We start from the raw sequence: 26,593 nt of genomic DNA on the forward strand, positions 1-26,593 counted from the left end.
ATGGAAAAAACAAAACTATTAACGATTGCCGTTATCGGATTATTGCTCATCAATTTAGCAACGTTAGGCTTTTTATTTTTAAATGGCTCAAAAGATCACAGACCAAATCGTGAAGGAAGACCGGAACCTAAAACGATAATCATAGAGAAATTGCATTTTGATGCGAATCAACAAAAAGATTATGCCAAATTAATTCAATGGCATCGTGGAGAAATTACAAGACTTGATGATAATATTCGGCAAACGAAAAACGAATTGTATTCACAGTTAAACCAAGCTGAAATCAATGTAAAAACAAAAGACAATCTGATTATGCTCTTAAATTCCTATCAAAAACAAGTAGAAGAAACTCATTTCAAACATTTTGAAGACATTAAAAGACTTTGCCACCAGGATCAGATGGAAGACTTCAACGAACTGACAGAAGAATTATCAAAAATATTTGCTCCTAAACCAGGCAGACCAAGACATGACTAAAAAGGGAATACATAGTGTTTTCCTTTTATTTTTTTGTTTTTCGCTTTTGGCGCAGAACAAAAACGATTCTTTATCCGTCAATTTTCATTTGGAATTCAATAAACTTCCGCTTGAACTGAACAAAAAATATGTTTCGGCAAGCAACGATACTTTGATGATTGAAACCTTTAGATGTTATATTTCAAATATTCAAATTCAGTACGGTGACAACTCCGTCTTTACTCAAAAAGACAGCTATCACCTACTCGATTTTGACAATCCAAATTCGTTTCAAATTCCAATTTCCAAAAAGAGTGATAAGATGATTTCTAAAGTTACTTTCAATGTAGGTATAGATAGTTTAACCAATACTGCTGGAGCAATGGCTGGCGATTTAGATCCAATAAAAGGCATGTATTGGGCATGGCAAAGTGGTTATATTAATACAAAAATTGAAGGGAAAAGTACAAGCTGCAAAACCAAGCAGAATGCATTTCAGTTTCATATTGGTGGTTATTTACAACCATATTATGCTATGCGTCAGATGAAATTTGATTGGGGCAAAAAAGCTGACGATGACATTTCTATTGGTATCGATTTGAATCCGTTTTTCTCAAATTTGGAACTAAAAGAAAACAACAGCGTAATGATTCCGGGAAAAGAAGCTATGAAACTGGCGAATGACAGCACTAAAATGTTTTATGCTCAATGAAATTCAATTGGAAAATATACCTTGGCTTATTTATAGCATTAATTGGATTTTCTTTTTCCAATAAGTTTACCACACCTTTATATCTGGAAGTTCCTCAAAATTGGCCAAAACCATTTTATGATTTCAAAAGAAATCCAATAACCGAAGAAGGTTTTCAGCTTGGGAGAAACTTATTTTATGATCCAATTTTATCAAGAGACAATACCATTTCTTGTCAGAGTTGTCATTTGCAACAAACTGGATTTACGCATGTTGACCATCAATTGAGTCATGGTATAGAAGGTAAAATTGGAACTCGAAATTCAATGGCATTAATCAACTTGGCCTGGAGCAAAGACTTTATGTGGGATGGCGGTGTAAATAATCTGGAAATGCAACCTTTAAATCCGATTACAAATCCATTAGAAATGGATGAAACATTGGAACATGTAGTAACCAAATTGCGAGCAAGTGAAAAATACAGAAAACTTTTTGCCAAAGCTTTTGGTGATGAAAAAGTTACCAGCCAAAGGCTTTTGAAAGCCTTAGCACAATTTACTGTCATGCTTAAATCATCCAACTCAAAGTATGACAGAGTAATGCGAAATGAAGAACAGTACTATGCAAGAGAACAACGTGGTTATGATTTGTTTAAAACGAATTGTGCTTCATGCCATAAAGAACCTTTGTTTAGCGATGATAAGTTTGAAAAAAATGGGTTAGCATTAGATACTACACTAAATGATATTGGAAGAATAAAAATTACCAATAAAAAAGAAGATTACCTTCGTTTTAAAATACCTACGTTGAGAAATATTCAATTCACATTTCCTTATATGCACGATGGTCGATTTAAAACATTAACTGAAGTAGTTAAACATTATAATTCTTTAGGAAATGATAAAAATTTGTCAAAAGAATTAGTCAAGCCAATGAACTTGTCTGATAATGATAGAGTGGATTTGGTCTTGTTTTTAACGACCTTAACAGATAAGGAATTTTTATTTGATAAGCGATTTAGTTTTCCAAAAGAATAAATTATAAAAACCAACGCAAGAATTATAAATTTCTTGCGTCTAAAAAACCATAGTCTAAATAAACATCCTATGAAAAAATCAATTATTACTCTAATTGTTCTAGCCATTTCGTCTTTACTACAAGCGCAATACAATAATTTAGTTATTCCTGAGGCATTGTATGGTACAAATTTCAATTTAAACATTCACGAGTCAACCAAGCAATTGAGAACGGGTAATCTAACAGTTACAGGTTCAATTAATAATGAAACGTTTTGGGGTCCAACTTTATTTATCAATAAAGGAGATGAAGTACATTTGAATGTTACTAATAATTTGAACGAATCAACAACAGTGCATTGGCATGGTATGCATTTACCAGCTGTTATGGATGGTGGACCACATCAAGTAGTTCCTGCTGGAACTTTATGGCAACCATATTGGACGGTAAAAAATCAAGCTGCTACGTTGTGGTATCATCCGCATTTACATGAGACTACACAAGCCCAAATCACTAAAGGTGTTGGAGGATTTATTATAGTTAAAGATCCTATTGAATCTGCTTTAGCTTTACCAAGAACTTATGGTATAGATGATATAGTCTTAGCTTTAACAAGTAGAAGTTACACTACAGCCAATCAGTTTGAAACGCCACCAACTTCTAATCGTGTATATGGTGATTATATGTTAACTAACGGAACTCCTAACGCTCAGGTGACGTTGCCAAAACAATATGTAAGACTTAGAATTCTCAATGCTGAAATCGAAAGAGGTTACAATTTAGGATTTAGTGATAACCGATCATTTTATATCATCGCTAACGATGGTGGATTATTAAATGCTCCTGTAGCCGTTACTAGAGTAAAATTGATGGTAGGAGAAAGAATTGAAATTATGGTGAATTTAGGTAATGATACTGTAGGATCTTCTTTTGATTTAAAAGCTTATAATTCGGGTCAAACATTAGGTTTTCCTGGAGGTGAACCTAACACAACTGGACAATTTGGAAGTTTGTTAAACAATATTGATTTTAATGTTTTGCATATCAATGTTGCTGCAACTACCGCAAACCCTATAACATCGGTTCCAGCGACGTTAGAAAATAACACTTATTGGACCGCTACAACTCCTGTTAATGTAACAAGAACATTAGCGGTAACGGGCGGACAAGCAGCCACACCTTTTACATTTGACAACACTCCATTTGTACTAACCACTATCAACAAAACAGTTAATTTGAATGATAGTGAAAAATGGACAGTAACCAATAACAATATCTTTGGGCATTCTTTTCATTTACATGATATAGAGTTTAAAATTGTGGCAAGAAATGGAGTAACTACTCAAGTAGGAACCCATGAAAGTGGATGGAAAGACACTTTTTATTTGCCACGAAATGAGTCGGTTACATTTATTGGGAAGTTTGATGATTTTGCTGATTCTGATGTTAATCATCCCTATATGTATCATTGTCACTTTGCTGGACATGAAGATGGCGGTATGATGGGGCAGTTTATTGTAACAACCAGTTTAGCTACGAATCAAAATACAGTTAACACCAACTTTAATTTGTATCCTAATCCGGCTCAAAACAAGTTATACATTAACTTAAGCGATGCTTCAACTGAGATTTATTATTTAACAATATCTACTATAGAAGGAAGAGTAGCGATGATGCTTCCTCAACCAGAGTGGCAAAACGGTATTGATATTTCTTCTTTGTCTACAGGAGTTTATGTAATTCAAATGATGGATAAAAAAACGAAAACTTTAACAGCTAAAAAGTTTATCAAGAAATAAGCAATGAAAAAAACGGTATATATACCTATTCTATTTTTGTTCTTAACTATTACTTTGTTGAGCTTTACTTCTATTACATTTACTTCAGAAACATCTATAAAAAACTTCAGTTTAAAAAATGTAAATAATAAAACGGTTTCACTTTCTGGTTTTAAAAATGCCAAAGGTTTTATGATTGTTTTTACCTGCAATAAATGTCCGATGGCAAAATTCTATTCTGAAAGATTGAATAAGCTAAATTATACATACAAATCAAAAGGAGTTTATTTATTAGCTATTAATTCTATGGACACCTTAGCCTATGCAGAAGAATCATTTAAGTTAATGAAAAAAAAAGCAACTAAAGACAAACTTACCTTTCCCTATTTACAAGATAAATTACAAGTGGTAGCCAAACAATTTAAAGCTACTCACACACCACAAGCTTTTGTGATTTGGAAAAATAATAAAGGACAATTCACTATAAAATATAAAGGTGCTATTGATGATAATGCCGGAGATACCACTAATGCAAAACCATTCCTAGCCAATGCAGTGGAAGAATTATTAAATAACAAACCTGTTTCTGAAAACAATACCGAGTCCTTTGGATGTAGAATATTTTATAGAGGCGAAAAACAAAGTATGTACTAATAATAACTATAAGCATGAGAAAATTAACTATACTATTGATTATGACAGCCAACTGTGCTGTTTTTGCGCAAACAAATCCTGCTATAACTGGATGGTTAATTAATACCACTGGAATTACTGGTCGTCATTATGTTGCGGGCAACTCTACTTCTATTGTGGATGCCGTTCAAGCAAATGTACAAACCGTTCAATACAACGCAACCTATTCCTACATCTCAGCTACTGGAATTCCGGCTTATATTACAGGTCCTTTTCAAGATGGAAATCCTTCCTTAGCGACAGCTCAAAATAAAATTTTTAGAATTCCATTGGCTCCTGTTCAAGGTACCGGAACAGTTGCAACAACTGGAGGAAACATTGGCATTTTTAAAAATGGTGTCGCCTTATTTGATTACCGTGATGGTGTAGCTTGGAATAATACTACTGGTGCTTTATGTGGTGGTCCAGGAAATCCAACTTGTCCTGGTGGACCAGGCACAACCCAGGCTTGGAATAGAGACGCTATACCTGCTGAAAGAGCTGGTTTTGATTGTGCCAAAGCGCATCCTGCTATGGGAAATTATCACCATCACCAAAATCCAAGTGCTTTCAATTTAGATTTGGTTGTTCTTTCTAATGTTTGCAATACGTATCCTGCTGATGGTTTATATGTAATAAATACATCACAACATTCCCCTTTATTAGGATTTGCCTATGATGGTTTCCCAATTTATGGTGCCTATGCTTACACTAATACTGATGGAACTGGAGCAATAACCCGAATGAAATCGAGTTATCAATTACGAACTAATACAACACGAACTAATGGTCCAGTAATCAATCAAGTTGTTGGAACACAAACTTTTTTTAATGGTTATTTCAGAGAAGATTATGAATATGTTGCACATCCGGGTGATGCAACGTATTTAGATTCACATAATGGCAGAATTTGTACTACTCCCGAATATCCAGCCTCTCTATATCCAAACGGAATTTATTGCTATTTTACAACTGTAGATGCCAATCATAATTCGGCTTATCCTTATGTTGTTGGACCTACTTTTTATGGAAACATTACTGTTTCAACTGTAACGACTGTTCCTAGTGGAACAACAACTTTGGCAACTAATTCTATTGGGAATTCTGATTTTAAAGTTACTATTGCGCCAAATCCAGCATCTGAATTTATTGCAATTCAAACTCCAATGGCTGAAAATGATATGGATGTTTATTTGATAAACGAATTGGGACAAATAGTAAAATCTAGTAAAATTTTGCAAGGAAGTACATTAAGCATTATTGAAACAGATACAATTTATAATGGTATTTATTTTGTAAAAGTTACTGATGGGAAAAATGATAAAACAGTAAAAGTTATAATTAATAAGTAAGCACTTTTTTTATAAGTGATATAAAGGTTTAATACATATTAAACCTTTTTTGTTTTAAGCATTATTAATTAAAACCATAATTATGAAAAAAATATACCTACTTATTCTATTAATTTTTATTACTAATTCCTTTTCTCAAACCATTGGATTAATTCAACACGATACTGGTTCGTTAGATAATGGATATGTTTTATTTGCTCCTATAAACAGCACTACAACGTATTTGATTGACAAATGTGGGAAGCAAGTAAAAACTTGGACTAGCACCTATAGACCAGGACAATCAGTTTACATTCTTCCAGATGGAAATTTACTTCGAACTGGAAATGCAAACAATACCACTTTCAATGCTGGAGGAAGAGGTGGAATCATTGAGAAAATTGATTGGAATGGCAATGTAACGTGGAGTTATACCGTATCCGATGCCACAAAATGTCAGCATCACGATATAAAAGCATTGCCCAATGGTAATGTACTCATCATTTCATGGGAAGCTAAAACCAATACACAAGCTATTGCTGCTGGTAGAAATCCTTCTTTAGTACCAACTACTTTGTGGAGCGAGCAAATTATTGAAGTGCAACCCAATGGACTAACTGGTGGAAATATAGTTTGGGAATGGCATCTTTGGGATCATTTGATTCAGGATTATGATAACACTAAACCAAACTTTGGAAGTATTGCTACTAGTCCACAGTTACTAAATCTAAATTTTAATGCAAGTGCTACCGAACCAGATTGGATACATTTAAATTCAATTGATTATAATCCTTCGTTAGACCAAATTTTGATTAGTTCACACAATATGAATGAAATATGGATTATTGACCACAGTACAACAACAGCTCAAGCAGCAAGTCATAGTGGTGGAAATTCAGGAAAAGGTGGTGATTTATTATACCGTTGGGGAAATCCTGCAGCATATAATAACGGAACAACGGCTAATAAAAAACTTTTTGGTCAACACAATGCCAATTGGATTATCACCGGTCTTCCATTTGAAAATCAAATTATGATATACAATAATGGCTTAGCAAGAACAGGAGGAAACTACACAACTGTAGAAATTATAAATCCTCCAGTTGATGGATATAATTATACTAATACGCTACCCTATTTGCCAACTACTACTTCATGGATTTATAATTCGGGCAACCCCAATAGTTATTATGCTCAAAATATTTCAGGCGCGCAACAGTTGTCAAATGGTAATGTTTTGCTTTGCAATGGACCGGCAGGAATGTTTACAGAAGTCAACACAACAGGAACTACAGTTTGGAAATATATAAATCCCATAGCGCAAAGTGGTGTAATGACGCAAGGAACAACACCTACACAAAATTTAGTATTTAGATGTAGTTATTATCCAAATGATTTTAGTGGATTTTCAGGACATGTTTTAACTGCTGGAAACACTATTGAAAACTCTAATACAGTTTCAGCTTCTTGTAGTTTAACATTAGCTACTTCAGTAAATAATCTATCCGATGCTATTAAAGTATATCCAAATCCTGCAAAAGATTACATTATAATTAGTTGGGATAATTTAGGAATTAACTATGCTTCTATTACTTTAATGAATAATTTAGGACAAATTGTTTTTGAAAAATCTATTAATTCAAATAGCAATACCATTTCTGTTAATGAACTAGCGAATGGAATGTATTATCTAAAAATAGATTCTAGTAGCGGTCAACTTATCAAGAAATTGATTATCAAATAAAAAAACTCTACGTAATTGGAGCTTTATAATTATTCTTTAATAAACTTACTACTTGCCGTTCCTTTATCACTAACAATCTTGATAAAATAATTTCCAGTTTTCAATCCTGAAACATCTATCATTTGATTTGGATTAGTAGAAACCTGAATCAATTGTCCAAGTGTATTGAAAATACTTGCCGAACTAATCGTTACCTCTTGTTTGGTTGTAATAGTTAAGCTATTCTTCGCAGGAACCGGAGACAAGATAAATACACTGCCAAACTCAAAGTCCTGCGTTTCTAAAGCAGCTATAGTAGTAGTAAAAGTATTGGTAACTATCGGAAAATTATAATCAAAATAAATATTAGCTGTATTGCTAAAAGTATCTCCCAATACTAATGTTGGTTTTGTTTTTATTTTAAAAACTACATAACCATCGTTGTTTGCATCATCAAAAGGAAGATTGATATTTTCAAAGATAAATTCTACCTGATTGGTATTCCTGATATTCGTAACAAAATTAGCACTGCCACCCAATGGTATTAAACTGCTAATATCAAATTTAGTTAGATCAATCATATCTTTCACAACAATGTTCTCAGCATTGGCGGTTCCTGTATTTTCAAAACGGATTACATAGTGAACATATTTATTAACCATTTCAGGTTCAATAGTAGTTCCCTCAACACAGGTTATATCATTTGGATCATGGGAATTAATAACAATCTGTCTTAAATAATTAGAATTATCAGTCTGATATTCATCTCCGATTAATGGGTAAGCAGTTGCTTCAAATTTTATTAAATCACCAGTAGTAAGTGGAAGACTTTCCATCGGAGTATTTAAATTAAATTTAACTTCAATTTCACGGGTTTCAAAAGGAGCTAACCCAGTATAATTCCAGCTCAACAAACTAAAGTTCTGACTGGCTTGCGTTGGTGTAGCCAAAATAAAATCCATATAATCATCGTCAAAAGAAAAATTTAAATACCCTGAAATAGTAACATTTCCCTTGTTTTTAAACTTGATTTTGTATCTTGAATCAAAACCAGGTCTGGCTGAAGTTAATGGAATAATCCATGTTTCAACATCCTGATGCACATTAGTAGCCGTTAGACAAAAATCTCTGGTAAACGGACTCGGATTAGCCGGAAAATTTGCTGTAATGCTTAAAGGAGATATGCTAAAATAAGTATTGTTTTCAAGAACTGGTGTCAAGGTATACGAACCAGCCTGAACATCATACCTGTAATTCCCTTGACTATCCGGAATAATGGTTCCTGTGTTAGTTCCATTAGTGAAATTAAATTTCAAATTTGGCAAATCTAAATCGCTGATGTCATATCCATTCCCATTAACGTCATATTTGCTATTGCCCTGTATGGTGTAAAAAGTACCTCCGGGTATAAAAGTACAATACGTGTTGACATGACAATTAGTGTAGCCATATTGATTGATTTTAGTTTGCACCGTAGCTATTTGTGCATCATCAGAACAGACATATTGCAAAGCAGTACAATTTGAAAAATTTAAGGTATTTTCATTTTTTCCGTTTTTAATATTCAAATCAATTAACGGGTTATAGTAACAAGTCAAATTATTTAGATAAGGCAAACCGCTCAAATCTAACGACGTAATTTGATTAAAATAACAACTCAACTGTGATATGTCATCAAGATTACTCAAATCCAAAGCTGTTAACTGGTTTACACTACAATCAAGCACCACCATATAAGACAAACCTGATACATTCAACGATTGCAATTGATTATTGCTGCAACTTAAGCTATATAAAACCGGTAAAGCTCCTAAATTCAGTGAAGTAAGATGATTAAAAGAACAGTTAAAGTCGTATAAATTGGGCAGCATACTTACATCAAGCACAGTAAGTAGGTTGTTGTTGCACCTTAACGAACTCAAATTTGTAAAAGCTTCAATCCCTGTCAAATCGTTAATTGAACCATTCGAAACCGATAAATTAGTTACAGCCAGGGCTTCACTAACTTGTATTTCACCATCATCATTCGTATCAACATCATATATATAATTACCTGATGTATCAGACACACTGAGGGACAATAATCTTGCTTTAAAATTAGCATCAGGAATAGTAACTATCTGGGCATTAGAAATAAAAACATTGATTGTAATAAGTAAAAAGAAGTAAAGCTTTTTCATAAATAAAGTTTAATATTCAAATATAAGAAAAATAAGAAACAAAAAAAGCCCCGATTTCTCGTAGCTTTTGAAATTTGTTATTTAAGATTTTGGAATTTATTATCCCATCACCTCTTTAACTTTTTTACCAATTTCAGCAGGAGAATCAACAACGTGTATTCCACATTCTCTCATGATGCGTTTTTTAGCTTCAGCTGTATCATCAGCTCCACCAACAATTGCTCCGGCATGTCCCATTGTTCTTCCTTTTGGTGCAGTTACTCCAGCGATAAAACCAACAACCGGTTTACGGTTACCGTCAGCTTTAATCCATTTGGCAGCATCAGCTTCCAATTGACCACCAATTTCACCAATCATTACTATGCATTTGGTTTCTGAATCATTCATCAATAATTCAACAGCTTCTTTAGTTGTTGTTCCAATGATTGGGTCACCACCAATTCCGATGGCTGTTGTAATTCCCATTCCTTGTTTTACTACTTGATCAGCCGCTTCATAAGTCAATGTTCCCGATTTAGATACAATGCCAACAGTTCCTTTTTTGAAAACGAAACCTGGCATAATACCAACTTTAGCTTCTTCGGGAGTAATAACTCCAGGACAGTTTGGTCCGATTAATCTACAGTCTCTTTCTTTGATATATTCATACGCCTTAATCATATCCGCTACAGGAATACCTTCTGTGATAGCAATAATCACTTTGATTCCCGCATCTGCAGCTTCCATAATAGCATCAGCCGCAAAAGCCGGCGGAACAAAAATAATAGAAGTATCGGCTCCGACTTTTTGAACTGCGTCTTTTACCGTATTGAAAACCGGTTTGTCTAAATGGGTTGAGCCACCTTTTCCGGGTGTAACGCCACCAACGACATTGGTACCATACTCAATCATTTGCTCAGCGTGGAAAGTTCCTTCGCTACCTGTAAATCCCTGAACTATTATTTTTGAATTTTTATTGACTAAAACGCTCATTTAATTGATTTGTTTATTGTGTTTATTTTTCGTGCCTGTCTGCCGACAGGTAGATTGCAAAAGTAGAAAATAGTAATTAGTAATTAGTGATTAGTAATTAGTTTTTTTACTGTTATAATTGGCTCATCTGATAACCTCTGTAAAGCTTGTTGTTTTTTAATTCCCATATAACCATAAAGTGAGCCAACAGCATTTCTTCTCTTGGGTTTTCAATTGTTTTTACATAATGTGAATATCGTATTGAAACAATATTTCCATCTTCAAGAATGTGTGTAATTCTTGCCTTAGAACGAACATATGCTTTGCCTAATTCTGTAGTCAAATCAATTATATCCTGATGCTTCAATTTTAAAAAGCCTTTAGTACTGTGCCATTCCAAAACCACATCGTCGTGCAAAAGCTTAGAAACAGTTTTGCTTTCCAGTAATGCATCCGATTTGTAAAATTCTTGAACGATTTCTTTAGCGCTCATCTTTATTTAAGTTTATTTAAAATTTCTGGTATTCTTTTAACGTTAGCCAACTGCTTCAGTTTCTCTCTTGATTCTTCGATTGGTGTTCCAAAATAACTTTTTCCGCCTTCAACCGATTTGGTTACTCCGGTTTGTCCCATTATAACCGCTTTAGTACCGATAGTAATTCCGCTGGTTGTTCCAACTTGTCCCCACATCGTTACTTCATCTTCAATGATTACGCAACCTGCAATTCCCGTTTGAGAAGCAATCAGACATTTTTTCCCAATTACGGTATCATGTCCAACATGCACTTGGTTATCAATTTTGGTTCCGGCACCAATGGTTGTATCCCCAGTCACGCCTTTATCAATAGTGCACAACGCTCCTATTCCAACATTGTCTTCAATAACAACTCTTCCACCGGAAAGCAATTGATCAAATCCTTCAGGACGTTTTTTATAATAAAAAGCATCAGCTCCTAAAATTGTTCCTGAGTGAATAATCACATTATCTCCAATCACGGTGTTATCATAGACAATTACATTCGCGTGAAGCAAACAATTTTTACCGATTGTAACATTGTGTCCAATAAAACAATTGGGTTGAACAACTGTATTCTCTCCAATAATAGCCAATGGTGAAACACTCGCATTGGAAGCCACAAAAGGACGAAAATGTTTTGTCAACGTATTAAAATCCCTAAAAGGATCATCAGAAATCAACAATGCTTTTCCTTTAGGGCAATCAACTTCTTTGTTAATTAAAACAATGGTCGCTGCCGATTCTAATGCTTTGTCGTAGTACTTTGAATGGTCAACAAAAACAATATCTCCCGGAGTAACCACATGAATTTCGTTCATGCCTTCCACAGGAAAATCATCAGCACCAACATAGTGGCATCCGATGATGGCTGCGATTTCTTTTAAAGTTTGTGTTTTTGGGAATTTCATTTTCTATAGTGTTCAGTCTCAGTCGCAGTATTCAGAGCCACAAAACTGTGACTGTAAACTGTGACCTGTAACTATTCCTTAACGCGTTCCATATAAGAACCGGTAGCCGTGTCAATTTTGATTTTATCGCCTTCATTAATAAACAATGGAACATTTACAGAAGCTCCAGTTTCTACTTTTGCAGGTTTAGTAGCATTTGTTGCTGTGTTCCCTTTTACGCCTGGTTCAGCATAAGTAACTTCTAAAACAATCGAAGCCGGCATATCTACAGAAAGTGGCAAATCAGTTTCAGTATTAATCTGAACCATTACGATTGTTCCTTCTTTTAACAAGTCGGGAGCATCGAGTACTTTTTTATCCAAAGTAATTTGTTCATATGAATCAGTATTCATAAAATGAAACTGATCTCCTTCTGCATATAAATACTGGAAATTTTGTGTTTCTACACGAACTTCTTCAATCTTGTGTCCAGCCGAAAAAGTATTGTCTAATACTTTTCCGTTAGTCAAGCTTCTTAGTTTAGTTCTAACGAAAGCCGGACCTTTTCCTGGTTTAACGTGAAGGAATTCAATAATCTTGTAAATATCGTGATTGAACTTTATGCATAATCCGTTTCTAATATCTGATGTAGATGCCATTTTTAATATTGTTTTTTGTTTTTTGTTTATGATTTATGGTTGGTGGCTTTATTACAGTTAACTTAAAACTATAAACTAAAAACCACAAACTTTTTTATGCTCCAGAGTATCCTTTCATTATTCCTCTTGATGAGTTTCTGATAAAATCTAAAATTTCATCGCGCTCCGGTGAAGCCGACATTTCACCTTCGATAATACCAACAGCCTGTGATGTATTATAATTTTTTTGGTACAGAATTCTATAAATATCCTGAATTTCTCTAATCTTTTCAGAAGTAAATCCTCTTCGTCTTAATCCAACTGAATTAATTCCGACATAAGAAAGTGGCTCTTTTGCTGCTTTAGTATAAGGCGGAACATCTTTACGAACTAAAGAACCTCCGGAAATCATAGCGTGATCACCAATTTGGATAAACTGATGAATGGCAGCTAATCCTCCAATGATAGCATAATTCCCAACGATTACGTGTCCGGCCAAAGCTACACCGTTTACAATAATGGCATTATCACCAATGTGACAATCGTGTGCAATGTGTGCTGTTGCCATGATAAGACAGTTATTTCCAATCTTAGTTTGTCCCGAAGCTATCGTACCACGATTAATCGTAACACACTCTCTAATAGTAACATTATCTCCAATTACTGCAAGTGATTCTTCTCCTCCAAATTTTAAATCTTGTGGTACTGCCGCAATTACGGCTCCAGGAAAGATGTTGCAATTTTTTCCAATTCGAGCGCCTTCCATAATGGTAACATTGGAACCAATCCAAGTCCCATCACCAATAACTACATTATTGTGAATAGTTGTAAAAGGTTCAATCACTACATTTTTGGCTATTTTTGCACCAGGATGTACATATGCTAACGGTTGATTCATATCTTATTGTTTTTTAGCAATTTGTGCCATTAATTCTGCTTCGGCTACTAATTTTCCATTAGCGTAAGCTTTAGCCTGCATGTGACAAATTCCTCTTCTTATAGGGGTTATTAAATCACATTTAAATATCAAAGTATCACCTGGTAATACTTTATGTTTGAATTTTACATTATCAATTTTCATAAAGAATGTCAAATAATTTTCAGGATCTGGAACAGTACTCAATACTAATATTCCTCCAGTTTGCGCCATGGCTTCTACAATGATTACCCCTGGCATAACTGGTGCCTCAGGAAAATGTCCAACAAAAAAGCCTTCGTTCATGGTAACATTTTTCATTCCAACCACATGACTATCTGACATTTCAATGATTCTGTCTACAAATAAAAAAGGAGGTCTGTGCGGAAGAATACTCATAATCTTATGAATATCCATTAATGGTTCCAAATTCAAATCATAAACAGGTACTTGATTGCGTTGTTCTATTTTAATCATTTTGGACAATTTCTTTGCGAACTGAGTGTTTACAAAATGTCCGGGTTTATTAGCAATTACTTTTCCTTTAATTCGCATGCCAACTAAAGCTAAATCACCTATAACATCAAGCAACTTGTGACGTGCAGCTTCGTTTGGATAATGCAAAGTCAGGTTATCCAAAATCCCATTTGGTTTAACCGAAATAGAATCTTTTCCAAAAGCAATTTTAAGATTCTCTATGGTTTTCGGTGAAATTTCTTTATCCACATAAACGATTGCGTTATTCAAATCGCCACCTTTTATCAAACCATTATCCAATAAAGTTTCTAATTCGTGAAGGAAACTAAACGTTCTAGCATCAGCAATCTCAGATTTAAATTCTGAAATGTTTTTCATGGTAGCATTTTGAGTTCCCAAAACTTTAGTGCCAAAGTCTACCATTGTAGTTACTTGATATTCATCGGATGGCATAAGAAGAATTTCACTTCCTGTGGTTTCATCTGTAAAAGAAATTACTTCTTTCACAACATAATAAAGACGTTCTGAATCTTGCTCAACAACTCCTGCTTTTTCTATTGCTTCAACAAAAAACTTAGAAGAACCATCCATAATTGGAGGCTCTGATTCATTTAGTTCTATAATTACGTTATCAACATCACAACCCACAAAAGCAGCCAGAACATGTTCTGAAGTTTGGATTTTAACTCCCAATTTTTCAAGGTTAGTGCCACGCTGTGTATTTACCACATAATTGGCATCAGCTTCAATGACCGGAGAACCTTCCAAATCTACTCTGACAAAGGTAAAACCATTATTTACAGGCGCGGGTTTGAAAGTCATTTTTACTTCCTTTCCAGTATGAAGTCCAACACCAGTAAGAGAAATTTCGTTCTGGATGGTCTTTTGTTTAACCATGGTAAGCTATTTAATTAGTACTATTATTTTTTTTCAATTCTTCTATATCGGCAACAATCTTTGGCAAATTTCTAAAATGAACATACGATTTACTGTAATCAGCATATCCAAAAGACGGACTGCCTTGCAATACTTCGCCATCCGCTACATTTTTCCCAACACCCGATTGTGCCTGAATGCGAACATTATTTCCAATGGTGATATGACCTGCAATACCAACTTGACCGCCAATAAGACAATTGCTGCCAATTTTAGTTGAACCCGCAATACCTGTTTGTGCTGCAATAACAGTATTCTCTCCTATTTCAACATTATGGGCAACCTGAATATGATTGTCCAATTTTACTCCTTTACGGATTAATGTTATTCCTAAAGTTGCTCTGTCGATAGTAGTGTTTGCTCCTATTTCAACATCATCTTCAATGATTACGTTACCAATTTGAGGAATTTTACTAAACGTTCCATCTTCTGTTGGCGCAAAACCAAAACCATCCGAACCTACAACACATCCGGAATGAAAGTTACAATTATTTCCTATTTCAGTTTCAGAATATATTTTTACGCCGGCAAAAAAGATACAGTTATCGCCAATAGTCACGTTATCGCCAATAAAACAATTTGGGTATATCTTTACATTGTTGCCAATAGTTACGTTTTTTCCAATATAACTAAAGCTTCCCAAATAAAGTTGTTTCCCATAAGTTACATTCTCTGAAATCACTGATGGCAGTTCAATGCCTGATTTCATTAACTTTACTTGGTTGTAATATTCTAACAATTTTGAAAAAGACTGATAAGCATCTTCCACCTTAATCAAAGTGGTAGTCAGCTCATTTTCAGGAACAAAGTCGTTATTAACAATGGTAATAGTAGCTGCGGTAGTGTATATAAAATTAACATACTTCGGGTTAGCTAAAAACGTTAGCGAACCTGCAGTTCCTTCTTCTATCTTGGCTAACTTAAAAACTTCTGCGTCAGGGTTGCCTACCACTTCGCCTTCAAGAATTCCCGCTATTTGAGCTGCTGTAAATTTCATCTTATGTTACTTTACTTTTTAAAGGCATAAGATGGAACTCAACAACAAAGTGATGTGATTCATTGAAAATATGTGCAGTTCGTTTCATTGCAACAAAAGTATAAAAAAATCAATTTTAAAGGTAGTTTTCGTCAAGTAGTTTTGGAAAACATATAAAATACTTGGTAACCGGTTTTGATAGCGCTTTTAAATTCAATTGGTCAGAAGCTTCAACAACATCTTCAATGGTTTTGTCTTTCTTCAAAATTCTAATTGGTTCTGCATCTTTACTGTAAGCTTGGTTTTTAATTTTTCCTTTAAAGATAAAATACTTGGCTTCTTGTTCGGTGATATTGTGTTCTTTTGCAAAACGTGTAGTCATTTCAACTAATACTTCTTTTGGAAATTTTTCGCTGTTAAGTTTTATTTTTGATAAGTCTCTGTTGATAATCATTTTGCTCAAACTGCTCAGGATAAAATCATCGTGATATTGCCAGTTTTTTAATGCGCTAATAATATCAAAATCATCTAGTTGTGCAAAGCTATCTAAATTAGTATTGGAAAAATTATCGAGTGTTATTTTGTGTTCCATAAAATGCTTCAAAGGTTTGCTGCATTCTATGTCAATACCTTTATGAAGAAGCTCTTTAGCTCTTTTTAGTGAATTGGTCAAAGTCAGTTCGGCAACTAAACTTGTTTTATGCAAATAGGCTTGCCAATACATCAATCGTCTTGCCATCAGGAACTTTTCGATAGAATAAATTCCTTTTTCTTCCATAACCAAAAAATCATCCGCCACGTTTAACATCTGAATTAATCGGTCTGAATTGATATTTCCTTCGGCAACGCCCGAATAAAAACTATCGCGCTTCAAATAGTCCATTCTGTCCATATCCAATTGACTTGAAATCAACTGTAACATGAATTTTCTATGGTATTCTCCTTTAAAAATCTGAATAGCCAAACTTAATTGTCCGTTAAACTCTTCGTTAAGTTTATTCATAAACAATAATGAAATTTCTTCATGATGGACTTCGACGATGCTGTGTTCCAAAGTATGTGAAAAGGGTCCATGCCCAATATCGTGCAAAAGTATCGCGATGAATAAGGCATTCTCTTCTTCTTTAGTAATCAAAACTTCTTTTGAGCGCAATACCTCAACCGCTTTTTGCATCATGTGCATAGCGCCAATTGCGTGATGAAAACGAGTGTGATGCGCTCCGGGATAAACCAAATAAGACAAACCCATTTGAGTTATACGACGCAAACGCTGAAAATAAGGATGCTGAATTAAATCATAAATCAACGTATTTGGAATGGTGATAAAACCATAAATTGGGTCGTTGAATATTTTAAGTTTATTAGTGTTGCTCACAAATTTGTTATTTTTTTTAACCACATAGAAACATAGTTTTTTTTTATTTTTGAAGTTCGTTTCACTCTTTTAAAGAAAATCAGAGCTATGCGAATCCAAGACCCGAGCGATAGCGAACTGGCGAAGCAATTGGACTTTACAACTTTTTTTGTCTATGTATCTATGGGGTTAAATTTTATATTAATACACTCTACGTGTTTGATTTTAGTAAAGATATAAATTTATACCAAAGCTTTGAAATAGTCTTTCAATAGTTTATCATTCTCTCGAGTTGGAGTGAAAACTTCCAATATCATTGGTCTGTCATTTTGATTATACAATTTTGACAATCCTTTTTTTAACGAATTATCATCACTTGCAATTGCATAATCTAACTGATACATTTTTGCTAAATGTTCTGCGGTTAAGCAATGAGAAGTTTCAAAATACCTGTTGAATGTTTCTGTTTCATGATGTCCTGGTAATATTCTAAAGATACCGCCTCCACCATTATTAATCAAAATGATTTTAAAATTCTTTGGAATGTAATTATTCCAAAGCGCATTACTATCATACAAAAAACCTACATCTCCGGTAACTAAAACCGTTGGTTTTTTACTTCCAACTGCAGCGCCAATAGCGGTCGAAGTGCTGCCATCTATTCCACTTGTGCCTCTATTACAAAATACTTCAATCGATTTATCAATATCAAATAACTGTGCATACCGAATAGCCGAGCTGTTACTAATTTGCAATTGGATTTCTGCTGGCAAGGTTGATAAAATACTTTCAAATGCTTTTAAATCACAAAACGGAACTTTAGAAAGATATTCAGTATGTTTTACTTTTCGCTGTATATGAATGGTTTCAAAAGTAGCTTTATAATGGCTTCCTATATCTTTTACAAAAGGCAAAAATTGTTTAAAAAACTGATTCGGTTCTACTTTAAAATGCTTAGTAAGAATACCAAATGTGTCATAAGCACGATGCTCATCAATATGCCAATGATGTCTTGGTTTGTATTTTCTTAAGAAAGCTTTCACTCGTTTAGAAACTATCATTCCACCAAACGTGACAAGTATTCTTGGTTGCAAGATCAAAAAGTCAGCGTTAGAAAACGGTGTGATAAGTGTGTCTATAGTATTGATAAAACTTGGATGGTGAAGGTTCGAAGTTGTTTCGGTCATCACTACTACTGATGGCAACGAAGCTAATTTTTCTAACCATTCCTCCTCAACTGAATTAGGAAAACATTCGCCAACTAAAATCAAAATTTTTGTGGTATAATTCCATAATGTTGTATAAGCAATAATATCATCTACACTCACTAATGAATGAGTAATATTTAATCCTGTTACACTAAAATCGACCGAAAGTTTATTTGTTGTTTCGTATAAGGGTTCCTCAAAAGGAACGTTGATATGCACCGGACCTTTTCGGGCAATGGCAACATTGATGGCTTCATTGATAAAAACATCATTTTCTTCTGAAGCTTCTTCAGTTAGATTGGCATTGTATAACGAATGATTTATAAAAACATTTTCCTGACGTATGGTTTGTCCATCGCCAATATCAATTTTTTCAAAAGGCCTGTCGGCCGAAATAACAATAAATGGAATCTGACTGTAAAACGCTTCAGCCAAAGCCGGATAATAATTCAGCAATGCCGAGCCGGAAGTACAAACCACAGCAACAGGCTTTTTTGTTTGTTGGGCGATTCCTAATGCAAAAAAAGCAGCACAACGTTCATCTGCAATGCTATAGCAAGCAAACTTTGGATTATTGGTAAATCCTATTGTTAGTGGTGCGTTTCTAGAACCTGGGGAAATAATTATATCATGAACTCCTTTGGCATGACATATTTCAATAATGCTTTGTGCTAAAGGTATTTTAGGGTAAATCATTGTTGTTTTTTAATGGAAACAAAGATACAAATTGTATCTCTTTTTTAATACTGTAATTTGTTTTCTTACATTTACAACTACCTTTTTGCATATGGAAATAAAAATCAGACCTTATCAAAGCATTGATGCCGAAACCATCGTTGCTATTCTTAATTATTATATTGCTAACTCAACGGCATTGTATGATTATGAATTGCGGACATTAGAACAGCAACAATCTATTTTTGAGGAGAAACTTACCAAAGGATTTCCCGTAATTGTGGCAACAATAGATGAACGTGTCGTAGGTTTTGGCTATTACAGTGAGTTTCGCTTTCGCGAAGCGTATAAATTTACAGTAGAACATTCTGTTTATGTAATGCCAAACGAACATGGAAAAGGCATTGGAAAAGTGATATTGCAAAACTTAATTGATTTGGCAAAAACGCAAAAATTGCATACCATGATTGCAGTCATTGATCATGAAAATCAAAGCAGTGTTGCTTTTCATGAGCAGTTTGGCTTTGCTACGGTTGGAATTATTAAAGAAAGTGGTTTTAAGTTTGAGCGATGGTTGCACAGTGTAATTATGCAATTGATATTGAAATAAATACCTATGGTAAAATTAACAAGCGATGGTATTAAATTGTAATTTTAAAATTTTAATTCTTATAATAAGTTATGAAAAGAAGGAACTTTATAGCCAATACAGCACTTGCTGCTGTTGGAATTGCTACACTTGCAACATCTTGCAATACTAAATCTGATACTCCAAAACCGGAAAACAATGATGCTTCAACTGAAGATGATTTTGAATTAAATGAAATCACTATCTCAGAACTTCAGGAAAAAATGAAGTCGGGAAAATACTCTTCTGAACAAATCACAAAACTATATTTAGACAGAATTGAAGCCATAGATAAAAATGGACCCAAATTAAATTCGGTTATTGAACTAAATCCGGAAGCTATAGCTATCGCCAAAGCAATGGATAAGGAACGGAAGGAAGGCAAAATCAGAGGAAATCTTCACGGTATTCCAATACTAATTAAAGATAATATTGACACAGCAGATAAAATGATGACGACGGCCGGTTCTTTGGCCTTAGTTGGCAATATCGCATCAAACGATGCTTTTATTGTGAAAAAGTTACGAGAAGCCGGAGCAGTATTGCTAGGAAAAACCAACCTAAGTGAATGGGCAAACTTTCGTTCCAGTTCCTCATGCTCAGGTTGGAGCAGTCGCGGTGGACAAACCAAAAACCCTTATATCCTTGATCATTCGCCTTGTGGTTCCAGTGCTGGGTCAGGTTCTGCCGTTGCTGCGAATCTGTGCGTTGTTGCCGTTGGAACAGAAACAGATGGTTCCATTGTTTGTCCGGCATCCGTAAATGGAACAGTAGGTATAAAACCAACCGTTGGACTATTAAGTCGTTCGGGCATTATCCCAATTTCGCATACACAAGATACTGCTGGTCCATTAGCAAGAACGGTAACAGATGCAACTATTCTTTTAGAATCAATGATTGGTGTTGATGATGCTGATTTGATAACTAAAGAAAGTAATGGAAAATCAACTGGGAAATACACTCACTATTTAAAAGCTGATGGATTAAAAGGAAAAAGAATTGGTATAGAGAAAAAGAAATACACCAACCCGCTTTTAAACGAACTGTTAGAGAAAGCTATTACCATCATGAAACAACAAGGCGCTACTATCGTTGAAATAGAATACCTTGATAAAATTAATGCGAATGGAGATGCGGAATTTGAGGTTATGCAATATGAATTTAAATATGGTGTGAACAAATATTTATCAACTTCTAATTCCAATATGAAGTCACTTGAAGACGTTATTGCTTTTAATAAAAAAAACGAAGCTAAAGCAATGCCAACTTTCAAACAGGAAACGCTTGAAATGAGTTTGAAAAAAGGAGGATTGGAAACTGCAGCATATGTAAATGCTTTAGCAAAAAGTCATAACGATGTAAAAAATATGATTGACAAAGTCATAAAAGAAAATAAACTTGACGCTATTTCGGGATTAACCATGGGTCCAGCCTGCAGCATTGACATCATTTACGGTGATCGATGGGGAGATGTTTTTCTAACTGCTCCCGCGGCTATGAGTGGCTATCCACACGTTACTGTTACTTGTGGAAAAGTTTATGAATTACCTGTCGGTCTTTCGTTTTTTAGTGGTGCCTACCAAGAAGGGGAAATAATAAGTCACGCTTATGCCTATGAACAAGCCTCTAAAAACAGAATGAAACCTGAGTTTAAAAAGGCATTTTTAGACTAATAAAAAAAACCTGATGGGTAATCATCAGGTTTTATTTTTTTTATGAATTGGGTTAAATTATATCTATTCCGTTTTCTTCCAGTATTCCTAAAAGATAACTGCTTTGTCTCGGATTGTATTTTTCGATTCCGCTTTGATACCATTTTGAAATAACATCAATTTGGAAAGCAGTATAATCGTCATCGTTTATACTAATTCCAAGCATTCCGGCTAAAAGAAAATCTTCTAAAACTTTGTTGGTAACGATTAGTTTGGGAATCCCGTAAGCAACTTTACCATTCATTCGTTCATAATCTAATCTTCCTTGATTAAATCCAAAAACATAAGCATCGTTTTGATTTTCTTTTATTTTTAAATATGGATTTAAACCGTTTGAAAAACCTTGTATATAATCTTGTCTGTATACTGGGCTGAATATATTCTTCATAAGTAGAGAAGTGTTGTGGTATTGAAACTCTATCCAAATTTATAAAGAATAATATAGTAATTATCTAAAAATCGTTTAAAGGAAAAAAAACTCTTCAAATCACAACATAAGTGACGATAGTCGATAAAATAAAAGCAAAAAACCTGATGAAATTCATCAGGCTCATTATCTTAAAAATAATTTTTAGTTACTATTTCCCATTAATCCAACCTACGATTGCGGCGTCAGTAGGCAATACTCTTGGAGATAACACTTTTACTAATTCTCCTTGTTCGTTGATTAAATATTTTTGGAAGTTCCATTCTACTTCACTGTCTTGTAAACCATTTTTACTTTTTTGTGTCAAGAACTTATAGACATTGTCCATGTCATTCCCTTTAACAGAAATTTTACTCATCATTGGAAATGTAACGCCATAATTCATTTCACAGAATTTGGCAATTTGCTCATTACTTCCCGGTTCTTGTTTTCCGAAATTATTAGCAGGGAAACCCACTATAACGAAATTAAGGTCTTTGTACTTTTTATAAATAGCTTCCAAATCTTTGTACTGTGGTGTTAGTCCACATTCTGAAGCTGTATTAACAATCAAGATTTTTTTTCCTTTTAACGATGCAAAATCAAAGTCTTCTCCATATAAATCTTTTACTTTAAATTGATAAATTGTCTCTGTCGAAATAGCTTCTTGTGTGTCCATTGTTTTATTGTTTGTTTTGTTATTCTGTGCCTGATTTTGACAACTGCACAGCAGCACTATGCTGCAGATTAATAGTAGAGACTTCCTCATAACTTTAAATTTTTTATAAAATTAGACAATATTTTTAAAGGTGGTGTTATACAATTCCTAAAGTTTTCGTAAGATTAAAAAAAGCTCAGTGATGTAAGTATCACTGAGCTTCCAACAAACGTAATAAAAAATTAATTTAAAAATTAAATTCCTATCACAACCAAAACAAAACATTATCGTATTAGAATTTATAAACGATTTTACTTTTAATAAATAAAGGCGTTCCTGGTGTAAAGTGAATTTCAGTAACCGACTGACTCTCATTCTGTAATCTGGATTCAGTGGCAAACTGAGTTTCATTCCATTTTGTATTAAAGATATTTTCTATGGCTATTCCAAAAGTGAAATTCTTGTAATCGTAGTTCACATTTAAATCAGAAATAAAATACCCTTTAGCTATAATCGAATTATCCTCATTAGCAGGACGATTTTTTAAATAACGATATCGAATTCCGCCTGAAAATCCTTTTAATTTATTGACACTAATGCCTCCTGTAGAAGTAAAATCTGGTGCTAAAGGAATATAATCCTGCGCTGATGGTTCATCAATACTTCTTCCATGTGTGTAATTAATATCGGTATCAAAAAACAACCAATCGGTCAATTGATAACGCAATCCCAAGTCAAAACCAATTCGTTTGGTTTTACCACTTGGTTCAACAATTCCGGCATCGCCAACATAGACGAACTCTTGTTCTAAATACAAATACCACAAAGCGGCGTTGAGAACCAATTTTGGAAAAGGTTTGAAAATTGTACCTAAATCAGTTCCAATAGCTGTTGGTAAAATCTTCTCGCCAGTTTGAGCAACCACAACTCTTGTATCGTTAGAGTGAAAACCAAAACCTGATTTCAAATACAATTGCAAGTTATTATTTGCCGAATAAATAAAATTAAGTTTTGGGGAAAATTTTACTTTATTCTGGCTTTGCGTTACAAAAGTTGGTGCCAATTTATCTTGATAATTAAATTTGAAATAATCAAATCGAAGGGCTGGATTTATTTTTAATTTTCCAAAAGTATATTCAGCATTGATATAAGAAAAAATATTTGTTTCATCAATATCACCTAATTTCAAAGTTTGCAAGGTCGTATATCTTCCAAGTGTATGAGATAGTTCGGTATCTTTTGTAGCATCTGCTCTAAAACCAAAACCAACTTGGTACAAGGAATTTGAATACTTTTTGTTTAATTCCGTATACAAACCATAAATGTCTCGATTTTCCTTTTGACGTATTTGATCACCATTAATTGGATCTTCCAAAAAGAAGGTGAAATTAGAATACAACTCAAAATTATAATTAGAATAAAACGCATTAGACTTAATATAAGTACTTTCATTTATTGGTTTTGTCAAGGCTACATTAATATTAGTTCTTGATGTGTTTCCGCCTTCGGTATCATCAACAGCGCCAAATCTGGAGATTGCTCCACTGTCAACCAATCTTTGAGGTATTTGTCCAGATGCGTTCCATTTACTGGTAAATCGTGATACAATTATTGAAAGTTTACTGTTATCAGTTAAAATACTTGTGTATTTTCCAAATAAATTTAATCTTGAGAACTCTTGAGGCGAATCGAATGGACCATCTGTCAGAATGTATTCTGTTGTTAAATAGGCATTTTGTTTTTTGTTTTTCTCCAAAAGATCAAAAACACCAACAGTTCTAAACGTATTAAATTGTCCTAATTCAGCACTTATACTACTCTTATCAACTCTATCTTTGGTTTGAAATGCTACATAACCAGCAGTCGCAAAATCACCTTTGTTAGCATAATAGGTTCCTTTTCCAAAGTCAATTTTATCAACCGTTTCCGGAATCACAAAATGCAAATCTGCATAGCCTTGACCATGTGCGTGAGACACCATATTTACAGGCATTCCATCAACCGATATGGCAATGTCTGTTCCGTGGTCAATATCAAAACCACGAAGAAAAATTTGTTCTGCTTTTCCTCCACCTGCATGTTGTCCGATGAATAAGCCAGGCACTTTTCGCAAAATCTCTTGAGAAGAATTTACAGGTGTTGTTTGCAAATCTATTTTTGAAATTACATTCATCGCATTCATTTTTGGTTGTATAACCACCTGATCCAGTTTATAAATGTCGTTTTCTAAAACAACAGTAAAATCATTAGATTGAAAACTATAATCGGCTTTTTTAAATCCTAAAGCTGAGATTCTCAACACATCACCTTGGTTTGTTTTATCAATACTAAAAGCACCAAACTCATTGCTATGAGCATGACTTTGAGAATTAGTGTTTATGACATAAGCATTCTCAATTGGATTTCCAATACTGTCATTTACAATTCCTCTTTTTATTTGACTATGAAGACATGTAGAGAAAATTGTTAACACATATGTTAAACACCATTTCATTACAAGCTGATAATTTTTCTTTCCAAGTTTGGACCTAATTCAAAAGTGCTTTTTAGTAACTCTTCTTTTATTGGCCAAACTTTGTCTAGTTTATTGTTGGCTTTATAAATTGTAGCTAAATGATAATTTAATTTAGGCTCGAAAGATTTCCCTTCAACATACTTTTGTGCAATCTCGAGTGCTTTTTGTTTGTCGCCCAAATTGTAATATGACCAAGCTAATAAATCATAAGAAACGGGAGTTGGTCTGTGCTCTACTTCTACTTTCGCAATTTCTAATGCTTTTAAACTAGTGCTTTTTTCTTGGGCAAAAAGGATAACATTATAACTATTGTACATGGCACCATAATTCTCGTTTTCAAGCATTGACATGTATTTATTTATGTTTTCATATTTTGATGTTCTATCGTTTTCATACTCTGCAATTTGAGCTTTCAACAAATAGAAATCAGGAGAATTATGCTTTTTGGAAACTACATCTATAATTCGTTTGGCTTCTTTCGTGTCTTTTTCATAAGAGAATGCAATCCAAGCAATTCCTTTAAGTGCATAACTATTATTTGGATCAAGGTCCAATGTTTTTAGATAGTATTCATATGATTTTTGAATGTTTCCTGCATGTCCATTGAAATCACCAAGGTTAGAATATACCCATGTTTTTAAGTATTTATTATCATAGGTTTCGGCGATTTTTTTAGCTTTTTCCATAAAAACTAAGGTTGTCTTCAAGTCGCCTTTATGGTCATTCCATTTGGCTATCCTAATTAGATAATCAAAATCATTTTTGTCGTTAAGTTGCAGTAAATTCGATTCCGCTTCGGCATAATTCCCCAATTCCATTTGGACATCAAAAAGCAATTTGTTGGTTTCTTTTAAACCTTCACCAATAGCTTTTGCTTTATTAGCTAATTCCAACGCTTCTTTAAAGCGGTGTTGTGAAATATAATTTCTGGCCAAAGCCCGAATGGTTCCAACACTTGAATACTTATACGTTTCGTTTGATTTTACTAATAAGGTTTCTGCCTTTTTTAAATAATCGATGTTTGCTGTTATCTCAAATAATTTAGAATAATTGGAAGCCAGAACTCCTAAATAACTAATTTGGTTTGGAGCTTTATCATATTTTTTTTGCCAAAAGTCAATTTCTTTTTTCGCAAAAGTCAAAGATTGATTTCTGCTATTGCTCAAATATTTATTGTAGTCGTTTGCGTTTGTAATTTTCTCAGATTGTTTGTCACAGCTTGACACTGATAATCCAAAAAGAATTAGTACTGGTAAGTAGTTAATTATTTTCATTTTTGTTTTGTTTTAGT

Annotated in this window: 23 protein-coding genes and 1 pseudogene; 10 read left to right on the forward strand and 14 right to left on the reverse strand. The window is 33.9% G+C overall.

Going from position 1 to position 26,593, the window contains the following annotated elements:
• The 8 genes and pseudogenes from RMN97_RS02285 to RMN97_RS12885 all read left to right on the forward strand — a co-directional run bounded on the left by RMN97_RS02285 (position 1) and on the right by RMN97_RS12885 (position 7,689).
• The gene (locus RMN97_RS02285) at positions 1 to 477 is read left to right on the forward strand and encodes a hypothetical protein (protein ID WP_309612906.1); all 477 of its coding nucleotides are present in this window, start codon (positions 1 to 3) and stop codon (positions 475 to 477) included.
• Positions 470 to 1,168, forward strand: coding sequence for an MbnP family protein (locus RMN97_RS02290; RefSeq protein WP_309612907.1), 699 nt, complete (start codon positions 470 to 472; stop codon positions 1,166 to 1,168). Before RMN97_RS02285 ends, RMN97_RS02290 begins: the two co-directional genes overlap by 8 nt.
• Positions 1,165 to 2,184, forward strand: coding sequence for a cytochrome c peroxidase (locus RMN97_RS02295; RefSeq protein ID WP_309612908.1), 1,020 nt, complete (start codon positions 1,165 to 1,167; stop codon positions 2,182 to 2,184). Before RMN97_RS02290 ends, RMN97_RS02295 begins: the two co-directional genes overlap by 4 nt.
• A 69-nt stretch (positions 2,185 to 2,253) precedes the next feature.
• A complete protein-coding gene (locus RMN97_RS02300; RefSeq protein ID WP_309612909.1) occupies positions 2,254 to 3,963 on the forward strand; it encodes a multicopper oxidase domain-containing protein in 1,710 nt (569 codons plus the stop codon).
• A gap of 3 nt (positions 3,964 to 3,966) precedes the next feature.
• Positions 3,967 to 4,596 (forward strand): thioredoxin family protein, encoded by a 630-nt coding sequence (locus RMN97_RS02305; RefSeq protein ID WP_309612910.1) that lies wholly within the window; start codon positions 3,967 to 3,969, stop codon positions 4,594 to 4,596.
• 14 nt (positions 4,597 to 4,610) lie between these two features.
• Positions 4,611 to 5,966 carry a YHYH protein gene (locus RMN97_RS02310; RefSeq protein ID WP_309612911.1) on the forward strand — a complete coding sequence of 452 codons (1,356 nt, stop codon included), beginning with the start codon at positions 4,611 to 4,613 and terminating at the stop codon, positions 5,964 to 5,966.
• An 82-nt stretch (positions 5,967 to 6,048) separates the two neighbouring features.
• A pseudogene (locus RMN97_RS02315) lies at positions 6,049 to 7,245 on the forward strand (aryl-sulfate sulfotransferase); the annotation flags it as partial.
• Between the two features lie 33 nt (positions 7,246 to 7,278).
• Complete coding sequence (locus RMN97_RS12885; RefSeq protein ID WP_409024870.1) at positions 7,279 to 7,689, forward strand: T9SS type A sorting domain-containing protein; 411 nt, start codon at positions 7,279 to 7,281, stop codon at positions 7,687 to 7,689.
• A gap of 29 nt (positions 7,690 to 7,718) precedes the next feature.
• On the opposite strand, the gene RMN97_RS02320 is transcribed toward RMN97_RS12885, so the two are convergent.
• From RMN97_RS02320 to menD, 10 genes are all read right to left on the reverse strand, one after another.
• On the reverse strand, positions 7,719 to 9,848 hold the full coding sequence (locus RMN97_RS02320; RefSeq protein ID WP_309612913.1) for a T9SS type A sorting domain-containing protein: 2,130 nt from the start codon (positions 9,846 to 9,848) through the stop codon (positions 7,719 to 7,721).
• A gap of 99 nt (positions 9,849 to 9,947) precedes the next feature.
• Positions 9,948 to 10,820, reverse strand: a complete 873-nt coding sequence (gene sucD / locus RMN97_RS02325) for a succinate--CoA ligase subunit alpha (protein WP_309612914.1) — start codon at positions 10,818 to 10,820, stop codon at positions 9,948 to 9,950.
• Between the two features lie 112 nt (positions 10,821 to 10,932).
• Positions 10,933 to 11,292 carry a nuclear transport factor 2 family protein gene (locus tag RMN97_RS02330; RefSeq protein WP_309612915.1) on the reverse strand — a complete coding sequence of 120 codons (360 nt, stop codon included), beginning with the start codon at positions 11,290 to 11,292 and terminating at the stop codon, positions 10,933 to 10,935.
• Positions 11,293 to 11,294: 2 nt separating this feature from the next.
• Entirely contained in the window at positions 11,295 to 12,224 is a 930-nt protein-coding gene (locus RMN97_RS02335; protein WP_309612916.1) for a UDP-3-O-(3-hydroxymyristoyl)glucosamine N-acyltransferase, read from the reverse strand.
• A 71-nt stretch (positions 12,225 to 12,295) separates the two neighbouring features.
• Positions 12,296 to 12,862 (reverse strand): elongation factor P, encoded by a 567-nt coding sequence (gene efp / locus RMN97_RS02340; RefSeq protein ID WP_309612917.1) that lies wholly within the window; start codon positions 12,860 to 12,862, stop codon positions 12,296 to 12,298.
• 94 nt (positions 12,863 to 12,956) lie between these two features.
• Positions 12,957 to 13,739 carry an acyl-ACP--UDP-N-acetylglucosamine O-acyltransferase gene (gene lpxA, locus RMN97_RS02345; RefSeq protein WP_309612918.1) on the reverse strand — a complete coding sequence of 261 codons (783 nt, stop codon included), beginning with the start codon at positions 13,737 to 13,739 and terminating at the stop codon, positions 12,957 to 12,959.
• A 3-nt stretch (positions 13,740 to 13,742) separates the two neighbouring features.
• Positions 13,743 to 15,131: a bifunctional UDP-3-O-[3-hydroxymyristoyl] N-acetylglucosamine deacetylase/3-hydroxyacyl-ACP dehydratase gene (locus tag RMN97_RS02350; RefSeq protein ID WP_309612919.1), complete on the reverse strand. Its 1,389-nt coding sequence runs from the start codon at positions 15,129 to 15,131 to the stop codon at positions 13,743 to 13,745.
• Between the two features lie 10 nt (positions 15,132 to 15,141).
• Positions 15,142 to 16,167: a UDP-3-O-(3-hydroxymyristoyl)glucosamine N-acyltransferase gene (lpxD, locus tag RMN97_RS02355; RefSeq protein WP_309612920.1), complete on the reverse strand. Its 1,026-nt coding sequence runs from the start codon at positions 16,165 to 16,167 to the stop codon at positions 15,142 to 15,144.
• A 115-nt stretch (positions 16,168 to 16,282) separates the two neighbouring features.
• Positions 16,283 to 17,521, reverse strand: coding sequence for an HD domain-containing protein (locus RMN97_RS02360; protein WP_309612921.1), 1,239 nt, complete (start codon positions 17,519 to 17,521; stop codon positions 16,283 to 16,285).
• Positions 17,522 to 17,742: 221 nt separating this feature from the next.
• Entirely contained in the window at positions 17,743 to 19,404 is a 1,662-nt protein-coding gene (gene menD / locus RMN97_RS02365; RefSeq protein ID WP_309612922.1) for a 2-succinyl-5-enolpyruvyl-6-hydroxy-3-cyclohexene-1-carboxylic-acid synthase, read from the reverse strand.
• Between the two features lie 91 nt (positions 19,405 to 19,495).
• Between menD and RMN97_RS02370 the strand changes: the two genes are divergently transcribed.
• Both RMN97_RS02370 and RMN97_RS02375 read left to right on the forward strand, forming a co-directional pair.
• Positions 19,496 to 19,993 (forward strand): N-acetyltransferase family protein, encoded by a 498-nt coding sequence (locus RMN97_RS02370; RefSeq protein ID WP_309612923.1) that lies wholly within the window; start codon positions 19,496 to 19,498, stop codon positions 19,991 to 19,993.
• 71 nt (positions 19,994 to 20,064) lie between these two features.
• Positions 20,065 to 21,684 (forward strand): amidase, encoded by a 1,620-nt coding sequence (locus RMN97_RS02375; RefSeq protein ID WP_309612924.1) that lies wholly within the window; start codon positions 20,065 to 20,067, stop codon positions 21,682 to 21,684.
• A 52-nt stretch (positions 21,685 to 21,736) separates the two neighbouring features.
• Here the strand turns inward: RMN97_RS02375 and RMN97_RS02380 are convergent, their stop codons facing one another.
• The 4 genes from RMN97_RS02380 to RMN97_RS02395 all read right to left on the reverse strand — a co-directional run bounded on the left by RMN97_RS02380 (position 21,737) and on the right by RMN97_RS02395 (position 26,576).
• Positions 21,737 to 22,111: a hypothetical protein gene (locus RMN97_RS02380; RefSeq protein WP_309612925.1), complete on the reverse strand. Its 375-nt coding sequence runs from the start codon at positions 22,109 to 22,111 to the stop codon at positions 21,737 to 21,739.
• A gap of 190 nt (positions 22,112 to 22,301) precedes the next feature.
• Complete coding sequence (locus RMN97_RS02385; protein WP_309612926.1) at positions 22,302 to 22,898, reverse strand: glutathione peroxidase; 597 nt, start codon at positions 22,896 to 22,898, stop codon at positions 22,302 to 22,304.
• 181 nt (positions 22,899 to 23,079) lie between these two features.
• Positions 23,080 to 25,281 (reverse strand): TonB-dependent receptor plug domain-containing protein, encoded by a 2,202-nt coding sequence (locus RMN97_RS02390; protein WP_309612927.1) that lies wholly within the window; start codon positions 25,279 to 25,281, stop codon positions 23,080 to 23,082.
• A complete protein-coding gene (locus tag RMN97_RS02395; protein ID WP_309612928.1) occupies positions 25,281 to 26,576 on the reverse strand; it encodes a hypothetical protein in 1,296 nt (431 codons plus the stop codon). The genes RMN97_RS02390 and RMN97_RS02395 overlap by 1 nt, the downstream gene beginning before the upstream one ends.
• Positions 26,577 to 26,593 lie beyond the last annotated feature (17 nt).

The organism is Flavobacterium sp. (assembly GCF_031381455.1).
In the GTDB taxonomy this organism is placed as follows: Bacteria; Bacteroidota; Bacteroidia; order Flavobacteriales; family Flavobacteriaceae; genus Flavobacterium.